Source organism: Bradyrhizobium sp. NAS96.2 (genome assembly GCF_001908235.1).
Classification (GTDB): domain Bacteria; phylum Pseudomonadota; class Alphaproteobacteria; order Rhizobiales; family Xanthobacteraceae; genus Bradyrhizobium.
Genome location: NZ_LGHK01000049.1, coordinates 1 through 9795 on the forward strand (window position 1 = coordinate 1; position 9795 = coordinate 9795).

10 protein-coding genes and 1 tRNA gene are annotated in these 9795 nt (G+C 63.4%); 5 read left to right on the plus strand and 6 right to left on the minus strand.

From position 1 onward, the window contains the following. From AC628_RS12920 to AC628_RS12935, 4 genes are all read right to left on the minus strand, one after another. Positions 1–352 (minus strand): ClpX C4-type zinc finger protein (locus AC628_RS12920; protein WP_283806562.1); only part of this gene is annotated, 352 nt, incomplete at its 3' end. Between the two features lie 482 nt (positions 353–834). Next, entirely contained in the window at positions 835–1470 is a 636-nt protein-coding gene (locus AC628_RS12925; RefSeq protein WP_021079148.1) for an ATP-dependent Clp protease proteolytic subunit, read from the minus strand. 245 nt (positions 1471–1715) lie between these two features. Then, positions 1716–3077, minus strand: a complete 1362-nt coding sequence (tig, locus tag AC628_RS12930) for a trigger factor (protein ID WP_074127198.1) — start codon at positions 3075–3077, stop codon at positions 1716–1718. A gap of 165 nt (positions 3078–3242) precedes the next feature. Beyond that, positions 3243–3327: transfer RNA gene (locus AC628_RS12935), tRNA-Leu, on the minus strand. 125 nt (positions 3328–3452) lie between these two features. On the opposite strand from AC628_RS12935, the gene AC628_RS12940 reads away from it, so the two are divergent. From AC628_RS12940 to AC628_RS12955, 4 genes are all read left to right on the plus strand, one after another. Beyond that, complete coding sequence (locus tag AC628_RS12940) at positions 3453–4787, plus strand: multicopper oxidase family protein (RefSeq protein WP_074127199.1); 1335 nt, start codon at positions 3453–3455, stop codon at positions 4785–4787. Between the two features lie 63 nt (positions 4788–4850). Beyond that, positions 4851–5189, plus strand: coding sequence for an enolase-like domain-containing protein (locus AC628_RS42090; protein ID WP_283806563.1), 339 nt, complete (start codon positions 4851–4853; stop codon positions 5187–5189). A gap of 152 nt (positions 5190–5341) precedes the next feature. Then, complete coding sequence (locus AC628_RS12950; protein WP_074127200.1) at positions 5342–6232, plus strand: hypothetical protein; 891 nt, start codon at positions 5342–5344, stop codon at positions 6230–6232. Positions 6233–6555: 323 nt separating this feature from the next. Beyond that, complete coding sequence (locus tag AC628_RS12955; protein ID WP_074127201.1) at positions 6556–6897, plus strand: hypothetical protein; 342 nt, start codon at positions 6556–6558, stop codon at positions 6895–6897. A gap of 124 nt (positions 6898–7021) precedes the next feature. On the opposite strand, the gene AC628_RS12960 is transcribed toward AC628_RS12955, so the two are convergent. Further along, positions 7022–7987 carry a LysR family transcriptional regulator gene (locus AC628_RS12960; RefSeq protein ID WP_074127202.1) on the minus strand — a complete coding sequence of 322 codons (966 nt, stop codon included), beginning with the start codon at positions 7985–7987 and terminating at the stop codon, positions 7022–7024. Between the two features lie 113 nt (positions 7988–8100). On the opposite strand from AC628_RS12960, the gene AC628_RS12965 reads away from it, so the two are divergent. Continuing rightward, the gene (locus AC628_RS12965; RefSeq protein WP_074127203.1) at positions 8101–8928 is read left to right on the plus strand and encodes an oxidoreductase; all 828 of its coding nucleotides are present in this window, start codon (positions 8101–8103) and stop codon (positions 8926–8928) included. A gap of 159 nt (positions 8929–9087) precedes the next feature. Here the strand turns inward: AC628_RS12965 and AC628_RS12970 are convergent. Beyond that, a partial coding sequence (locus AC628_RS12970) for an ADP-dependent NAD(P)H-hydrate dehydratase (protein WP_143201575.1) occupies positions 9088–9795 on the minus strand: 708 nt, incomplete at its 5' end.

Here is a 9795-nt window from a genome sequence, read left to right on the forward strand (position 1 = left end):
CGATCAGCAGGATGTTCGACTTCGCCAGTTCGACGTCGTTGTGCTTGGTCTGATGGTTAAGCCGCTTGTAGTGATTGTGGACGGCGACCGACAGCACCTTCTTGGCATGGCTCTGACCGATCACGTAGTCGTCCAGGACCTTGCAGATTTCCTTCGGCGTCGGAATGCCGTCGCGCGACTTCACCAGCGAGGATTTGTTCTCCTCGCGAATGATGTCCATGCACAGTTCGACACACTCGTCGCAAATGAAGACAGTCGGTCCGGCAATCAGCTTGCGAACTTCATGCTGGCTCTTGCCGCAGAACGAGCAGTATAGCGTGTTCTTGGCGTCGCTCGTGCCGACCTTACTCATTCCTCATCTCCGTCCGCCGTTCGATCTTGTTTGCCAGATCGACCCAATCCGGCACAAAACCGGGGTCTTGGGTAGATAGAGCAAATTCCGTACCAAAAAAGACCCTACGCAATACTGACCGTGCCAATCACGGTTTATTCGAATCTCCGCGATCATAGCCGATGCATTACAGCCAACCATGCTGGCACCCGACTATCAAGAATTCGCTAATCGGATGCCCGGCTCAAGACCGTGACAATACCGTGATTTTCCACGATCGCACGTGGAATACGCGTCGAAATCCACGGAACGTTGCGGGATTACCACGCCGGCCAATGAGCACGAAAGCGGAACCTTGCGCCCGCGCATAGGCACTTGCGGGGTACTCCGCCCGTCCTGCTTTTGCCGGTTATGTGAGGCGCCAATGTGGAGATCACACCGGCGCCCCGGGAGGCCTGTCCAGATCAGGCGGCCTTGTCATGCGGCCTTGTCATGCAGCCTTGTCATGCAGCCTTGGCGGCCGACGGATCTTCCGGACGCTTGTCGATGACCTTGTCGACGAGGCCGAACGCCTTGGCGTCCTCGGCGGTGAGGAACTTGTCGCGCTCGAGCGCGTCCTCGATCGCCTTGTAGGTCTGGCCGGTATGCTTCACGTAGATCTCGTTGAGGCGCTTCTTGAGATTCAGGATCTCCTGCGCGTGCAGCATGATGTCGGTAGCCTGGCCCTGGAAGCCGCCGGAGGGCTGGTGCACCATGATGCGGGAGTTCGGCAGCGTGAAGCGCATGTCCTTCTCGCCGGCCGCAAGCAGCAGCGAGCCCATCGAGGCCGCCTGCCCGGTGCACAGCGTCGACACCGGCGGACGGATGAACTGCATCGTGTCGTAGATCGCAAGGCCCGACGTCACCACGCCACCCGGCGAGTTGATGTACATCGAGATTTCCTTCTTCGGATTCTCGGCCTCGAGGAACAGGAGCTGTGCGACGATCAAGGTCGACATGCCGTCTTCCACCGGACCGGTGACGAAGATGATGCGCTCTTTCAAAAGGCGCGAGAAGATGTCGTAGGCGCGTTCGCCGCGATTGGTCTGCTCGACGACCATCGGCACGAGGTTCATGTAGGTTTCAACGGGATCGCGCATGAAAGAACCCAGGGGTTAGGGGTGATGCAGAACTTTGCCCAGAACTAGCTTCGTCCAAGACTACTGGCTCGAGGCTGGTTGGCTCAAGGCTTAAACCAGATATAGGCCAATTTCCGGCCGACAAGGCCGACACTAGCCAACTGGGCAGGTCGCGGACGTTCAAGCCGATTCGCGGCGGCGCGCCTAGCGAGGGGATCCTCACGAGGCGCGCTTTCGCGGTTCATCATTAACGCGAGGTGCCGGAATTAGGCGGCAGTTTTCTCGGCGTCTTCATCCTTGAACAGCTCATCCTTGGTGACCTTCTTCTCGGTCACGTTGGCGAGCTCCAGGACGAAGTCGACGACCTTGTCCTCGTAGATCGGGGCGCGGAGCTGAGCCAGCGCCTGGGCGTTGCTGCGGTAGTAATCCCAGACTTCCTTCTCGCGGCCGGGCATCTGGCGCGCGCGCTCGATCACGGCGCGCGAGACCTCGTCGTCGGTCACGGTGATCTTGTTCTTCTCGCCGATCTCCGACAGCACGAGGCCGAGGCGGACGCGGCGGTCGGCGATCTTCTGATACTCTTCCTTGGCCGCATCCTCGGTGGTGTTCTCGTCGGCGAAGGTCTTGCCGGTCGAGTCCATCTCGGCCTTGATCGAGTTCCACATCAGGTTGAACTCTTCGGCGACAAGCGATGGCGGCGCCTCGAATTTGTGGCTCTCGTCGAGCCGGTCGAGCAGCGCGCGCTTGACCTTCTGGCGGGTCGCGCCGGCGAATTCGGCGGTCAGGCGCTCGCGCGCGGCTTCCTTCAGCTTGTCGAGCGACTCGAGGCCGAGGGTCTTGGCGAACTCGTCGTCGATCGTGGCCTCACCGGGCGCCTCGATCAGGGTCGCGGTGGTCTCGAACTCCGCCGGCTGGCCGGCAAGCTTGTCGTTGAGGTAGTTCTTCGGGAACGAGACCTTCAGCGTGCGGGTCTCGCCCGAGCCGATGCCGATCAGCTGCTCCTCGAAGCCCGGAATGAACTGGCCGGCGCCGATCACGACCTGGATGCCTTCGCCGGTGCCGCCCTCGAAGGCTTCACCGTTGATGGTGCCCTTGAAGCTGATGGTGACGCGGTCGCCCTTCTCCGCCTTGGTGCCCTCGGCCTTGGCGTTGTACGGGCGGCTGCCTTCGGCGATCCGCTTGATGGCATCGTCGACGTCGGCGTCGGAGACTTCGACCACCGGCTTCTCGACCGAGAACGACTTGAAATCGGCGAGCTGAATCGGCGGCACGACCTCGATCGCAACCGTGTAGGTCAGGTCGGTCTTGCCCGACAGCAATTCATCGACCTGGTCCTTCTCGGTCGGCATCGTGATCTTCGGCTCGCCGGCAAGGCGGAAGCCGCGATCTTCGAACAGCTGCCGGTTGGTGTCGCTGATGGTCTGGTCGATGGTCTCGGCCATGACCGAGCGGCCATAGATTTTCTTCAGGTGCGCCACCGGCACCTTGCCGGGACGGAAGCCGTTGAGACGGACCTTGTCCTTGAGGTCGACCAGCTTGGCGTCCGCCTTGGCATCGAGATCGGATGCCGGAACGCTGATCTTGAATTCGTGCTTCAGTCCCTCGTTGAGGGTCTCGGTGACCTGCATGGTATCAATCTTCTTCCGCTTTTGCCGCGGCCCGAGCGGCCGTGGCAGTGTTCAATCTGTTCGACGCTTGAGCCTTACGGCTTGACGTCTGTGGGTTCGGCGAACCCTCGTCCCCTGCGGGCCCAAGGTTCTCCAAGAATTCGTCATGCAAACGCTGTAAGCGCTTGGTGCGGGCGGAGGGACTCGAACCCCCACAACTTTCGTCACTGGAACCTAAATCCAGCGCGTCTACCAGTTCCGCCACGCCCGCGCGAAAAGCATCCAGTCCGGCCGCGATGCCGCGGGCGGCCGGGCTTATAACATGCGCCCACCGGTTCGCAGCAAAAAAATGGCCGCTTAAGAGCCCGCCCTGCGACTGGACAGATACACTTGAAAATGGTCCGCATCGGCCGGATGGCAAGCCCCGCGGCAAGTCCCGAATTTTGGCTCAGCCGGCGCGACCTGATGGCCGCCCTCGGCGCCGCGGCGCTTTGCCCCGCTTGGCCGGCCACGGTCTCGGCGCAGGGCCGGACGGCGGTCGCGCTCCAAGCCAGAATCGATCGCATCGCGCTTCGCCCTGACGGGCCGGAGACGCCCGTCTGGTCGCTGGGCAACGGCGACCTGCGCTTCAGGCGCGGCGAGGTCCTCGACGTGACGTTTGGCAACGAGCTGCCGGTCGCCGCCGCGCTCGATTGCCGCGGGCTTGACGGCAACCCGGCTGCGGAGCCGTTGGCCTCCCGGGCGCAGCTTGCGGCCGGAGCCAAGGATACCTTCCAGCTCCGGCTTCGGCATGCCGGTACCTTCCTGTGCGAGCCGCTGCTCGGCGATGGAAGTACGGCGCCGGTACACCCGCGCCCGCTGATCGTGACTGGCACCTCGCCGGTCGCGGTCGATCGCGACGAGGTGTTGCTGATCGAGGAGTGGCGCCTGCGGCCGGACGGAACCGCGATTCCGCCAGGGAACGACCCCAAGGAATCGACGCCATTTCATACAATTAACGGCAAGACTTCATACGAGGTCTCGGCACCGGCCAATGCCCGGCTCAGACTCCGCTTCATCAATGGCAGCCAACGCAGTGTGCTGGCGGTCAAGCTGGAGAATCTCGACGTCAGGGTAATGGCGATCGACGGCCAGCCGGCCGAACCGTTCCCGGCGCGCAACGGTGCGCTGGTGCTGGCGCCCGGAAGTCGAACCGATGTCTTTGTCGATGCGGCCGGTCCGGCCGGAACGAGCTTCCCGATCCTGCTGCATGACGGCAAGCAGGCTCGCCCGGTCGGCAGGCTCATCGTCTCGAACGAACCACCGATCCGCCCCGCGCCATTCCCTCCCGCTCCGCCGCTTCCCGGCAACGACATGCCGGCCCAGCTCGATCTCAGGGGCGCCGCCAGATTCGAGCTGGCGCTGGGCACGCCGACCGAGTGGTTCCGCCCGGCGGACTTCAAGCCGTCGGCCGCACCCGCCTTTCAGGCCAAGGCCGGCCGCCCGGTCGTGCTGACCCTGACCAATCGCGGCGCGATCGCCAGCGTCCTTCGTCTGCACGGCCATCACTTCCGTCTGCTCGACCGGCTCGATGATGGCTGGAAGCCGTTCTGGCTCGACACGCTCGCGGTCGAACCGGGCCAGACCCAACGCATCGCCTTCCTCGCCGAATATCCGGGCCGCTATTTGATCGAGCAGATCGCGACCGATTGGGCCGCGCCGCGGCTGGTCCGATGGTACAGTGTCCAATAACAAGAAGAGGAAGCACTCCGGGAAGCGCGCAGGGGAACATCCATAAGCCAGACAGTTGCAGCGATCCGCGGAGTCAAGGCGCGCGGGGTTGTGGTGCCGCTCAAGCGCCCGGTGAAGACCGCCTTCGGCGTGATCGATTCCGGTCCGCTGGTCCTGATCGATGTCGAGACCGATCAAGGCGTTACCGGCCGTACCTACATCTTCGCCTACAGCAAGCTCATACTTCACCCGCTTTGTTATCTGATCGAGGAGACCGGCCTCGAACTGGCCGCGGTCGGTGTCGCGGCGAGCAGGTGCGCGCTGACTTCCGCGAATAGGTGGCTCGACCGCACTGGCTCGAATTCCTCGATTTCGCCGGCGCGATCCTGGCAAGGCCTGCCGAGATCGTCGACGGTGCGGTGACCGCGCGCGGTCCCGGGCTCGGCATCGAATGGAACGAGCCGGCGGTGGCGAAGTATCTCGTGAGCTAGCGCGAGGACGAAATGGACGTAGAGCCCGAAGGTCCTGCCAGTCTCCCCTCGCGTTTCGACCATCTCGTTCTACGAGCCCTGGTGTTGCCGAAGCTCGTCCTGGCCTGCCTGATCGGCGCATGCTTCACCGGACCAGCGTTCGCCAAGGATGGCGACGACGACAGCGGCGCCACGAAAGCGATAGGCGCGACGCCGAATATCTATCTCGACTTGCGAACCAGCTACGCAACGGTGCCGGCCGGCGCTTTACCGATCGGCTTCGGCAGCTCGGCTCTCTCCACCGCGCTGCCATCGCTGGCGCTCGCGAACAGCACCACGCTTCCGACGAGCGTATCCCTGCCCTCCCGGCAATCCGTCGCCGTCGATCTTCCGATGACCGTGGATGTCACCGACAAGGTCTCGCTCTACGCCGGGGTTTCCGGCACGACGACCTACGCCCAGACACAGGGTTGGTCGTCCTTCGATATCACCAGCTGGAACGTCGGGTTCCAGGCAGATGTCTACAGCCAGAATGGCGGTTCAATTCCGACCATCACCTGGCAATCCACAATCACCCAGTCGATCCCCAACGGGCCGACCGGGACGACGACATTCAACAACATTCTCGAGTTCGGCTACGCCTTCGACAAAGACGAAACGCGCGGGGTGTTGGCCGGCATCCAGGACACCCGCGTCGAAGTGGCGACCGCGCTCGCCCGGATTCACCCCAATATCATCGGCTATGTCGGCGGCTATTATCAGTGGCCCAGCAACTGGAAATTCACCGGCCGCGTCGGCGTGCAGCATTTCGGCGGCGCACAGCTCCTGAACTTCACGCCAGTTCCGTCCTTCACCGAGCCCGTCGTCCGGCTTGATCTCGACCGGATGGACGACAATGACAATCGGCTGTTCGGGGTCACGGCTCAGATCATGTGGGTGCCGAAGCCGTCCTATCAGCTGACATTGAGAACGCCGCTCTATTTCGTGCGCAATTGATCGAGCAGTTCCAGCCGGCAGGCCGCGTGTGATCGCGCGACGTTTCCCGCACTGCGCCAGCAAGGTCTCGACCTCTCCGTTTGCCGCGACCGCAGCGGGAGGTTTCTGGAGAATGCGACAGAGAATGTTGTGCCGACTTCGTCCGCGCCTCTTCGCACGTCCATCAACAGTCTCGTGAAACGGGACCGGGATCTGCAAAGCCGTCCCCGAAGCGAGGCCGCGCCACTCGAAGCGACGGCGCAGGAAATATCCTGTATCGTGCGAGCTGATCGGCAAGCCGCCGGGCGAGCCTGACACCATGTGACTCAGATCGGAGAACCAGGATGGCACAGTGCATCGTCGTCGTTCAATTCGATCTTCCGAAACGAACCGAAGAACAGGCCATCAAGGGCGGCACGAGCACCGCCCCCATTTATCGAAACCTCGCAACAAAGGGGCTGATCCGCAAAGACTATCTCAACGGAGAAGCCGGCACCGGCGGCGTCTATTTGTGGGAGAGCCGGGAGGCGGCCGAGGCATGGTTTACCGAGGCCAAGATCGCCGAGCTCACCGAACGGTTCGGAGCCCGGCCGCGGCTGACCTGGTACGACACGTACGTCACCGTCGACAATCTGAAGGGCGAGACGCGCGTGAACCAGTCCCCGCTGATTTCAGCCGCGGAATGAATCGGCCTGCGTTGTCGCCAAACGCGCGCAGCTGAGCGCAGCGCCGGCGTCCTCAGCAACAATCGCGCGATAGATCGTAACGTACGGCTCGCCCTGACGTGCTCCAGTACAGGCGTCGGGCAGTTCAAACCCGTTTGCGACGATCGTGCGGTCGCTTGGCCGGGTCTGCGTGAACCCCGCCCCCCTTTGCGGCCAACTTCGTCTCCGCTCGTATCATGTCGACGAAAGCCCGAAGCCCGGCCGTCATGTGCCGATGCCGCGGATAGTAGAGACGCAAGCCAGGAAATGGCGGCGTCCAGTCGCCCAGCACGGCTCGCAATGTTCCGGCGGCGAGATGCCCCGCGACCCAGAAATCGCTGACGAACGCCAGCCCCAGGCCTTCGACAGCGGCTTCGACCATCAGGGTGTCGCTGTCGAGGGTCAGCCTGCCCGGGACGTCCACCGCCATCTGCTCGCCGCCGCGCTTTTCGAATTCCCAGTGATAGATCTTGCCGCTGGGCATCCGCCTGCGAATGCATTCATGGGCGAGCAGATCAAGCGGCGACCGCGGCACCGACGCGCGCGCGAAATAGCCGGGCGCGCCAACGACGATGAAGCGCGTGTCCGGGCCGCAGGGAATCGCGACCATGTCTTGCGGCACGGCTTCGGCCAGCCGGATGCCGGCATCAAAGCCCTCCGCGACGATATCGATGGCGCGGCCCTCCAGCGTCAATTCGACGTTCATGTCAGGATAGTGCCGCAGAAACTTTGCGACGACCGGGCGGAGGATCTGGTGCGCGGCGCGCTCCTTCAGGTTGATGCGCAGCGTCCCTGCGGGCGTGTCGCGGAACTCGTTCACGTCCTCCATCGCTCCGGCAATCTCACGCAGCGCGGGACTGACCCTGGCGAGGAAGCGCTCTCCCGCTTCCGATAGCGCGACGCTGCGCGTCGTCCGATTGATGAGACGCACGCCCAGCTTTTTCTCCAGCCCGGCGATCGCATGGCTGAGCGCAGAGGGCGAAATGCCGAGTTCAGTCGCGGCGGCGCGAAAGCTGCGATGCGTCGAGATCGCGACGACCGCGTTCAGCTCGAAAAGACCGGCATGCTGCATTGTACGATTACCTGCATCAGGTCATGCCACTTTATGCCGATTATTGCATTAATCAAGTCGACTATATCGAGCCCGCAATCTGGATCGGCAACCTGATCTAAAGGACATCCCCTATGGCAAAGTCTTTCCTTATCACGGGCGTTTCGTCCGGCTTCGGCCGCGCGTTGGCCGAGGCTGCACTGAGCGACGGCCATACCCTCGTCGGCACCGTGCGCAACGAGAACGACAAGCAGAAGTTCGAAGCGCTCGGCGCAGGCGTGCACGCGGTGATCCTTGATGTCACCGACTTCGAGGCTATCGCGCCCGCCGTCGCCGACGTCGAGCGCAGAATCGGCGCGATCGACGTTCTTGTGAACAATGCCGGCTATGGCCACGAGGGCATTCTGGAGGAATCATCGATCGACGATCTGCGACGCCAGTTCGAGGTCAACGTCTTTGGCGCGGTGGCGATGATCCAGGCGGTGCTGCCCTTCATGCGCAAGCGCCGCGCCGGGCATATCCTCAACGTCACGTCGATGGGCGGGATCATCACGATGCCCGGTCTCAGCTACTATCACGGCAGCAAGTTCGCGCTGGAGGGGATCTCCGAAACCCTCGGCAAGGAAGTCAATGACCTCGGCATCAAGGTCACGGCGGTCGAGCCCGGCAGCTTCCGCACTGACTGGGCCGGACGATCGATGGTACGGGCGGAACGATCGATCGCAGACTATGACGCACTCATCGACCCGATCCGCAAACGCCGCATGGAAATGAGTGGCCGGCAGGTCGGCGATCCCAAGAAGGCCGCGCAGGCCATGCTGAAACTCGCACTGTCGGCCGATCCGCCGGCGCATCTGCTGCTCGGCAGCGATGCCGTACGATTGGTCGAGGACAAGATGAAACTGCTGCAGGCCGAATTCGATGCATGGAAGAGCGTTTCGCTCTCCACCGACGTTGCCTAGAGCATGATCCGGAAAAGTGCGAGGCGGTTTTCCGGAAGGATCATGTGCAAACAAAGGGCTCGAGCGCGATGACGATTCAACCTGATCGCATCGCGCTTGTGATCGAAGGACACGCGATGCAGGTGCGCCGCGGCGTCCATGTCGGCGAGCGCGAGCCACCTAATATTCAATGCCAAACTCGTCGTAGAGACGGCGGAACACGGCCGGCAACACCTCGGTCAGATCCTCGGCGATCAGGCCGGGTCCCGCCTCGCTGGCGCCTTCGCCGTGCAGCCACACGCCGATGCTGGCCGCCTCGAAGGCCGCGACGCCCTGCGCCAGGAAGCCCGCGATGATGCCTGCGAGCACGTCGCCGGCGCCGGCGGTGGCAAGCCACGGCGGCGCATTGGCGGCGACGGTGGCGCGGCCATCCGGAGATGCGATCACCGTGTCGGCGCCCTTCAGCAGCACCACCGCGCCGGAGCGCTCGGCCGCCGCGCGCACGCGTTCGAGCTTGGAGCGGCCGGGATGCTTGTTGGAGATATCGCTGAACAGCCGCGGAAACTCGCCCTCATGCGGGGTCAGCACCACCCCGAGACCGTCGCTCGCCTTGATCGCCTCGAACAGCCGGTCCGGCGTGCCGGCAAAACTGGTCAGCGCATCGGCGTCGAGCACGAGGTGTCGCTGCGCAGAGAGCGCGGTGTGAACGAAGTCGCGGGTGCGCGCGCTGACGCCCGCGCCGGGGCCGATCACGCAGGCATTGAGGCGCTTGTCGTCGAGCAGTTCGGCGAACTGGATCGGGTTATCGACCGCGCGCACCATCACCGCGGTCAGCGCCGCCGCGTTGACGGCAAGCGCATCGCGCGGCGAGGCCAGCGTCACGAGGCC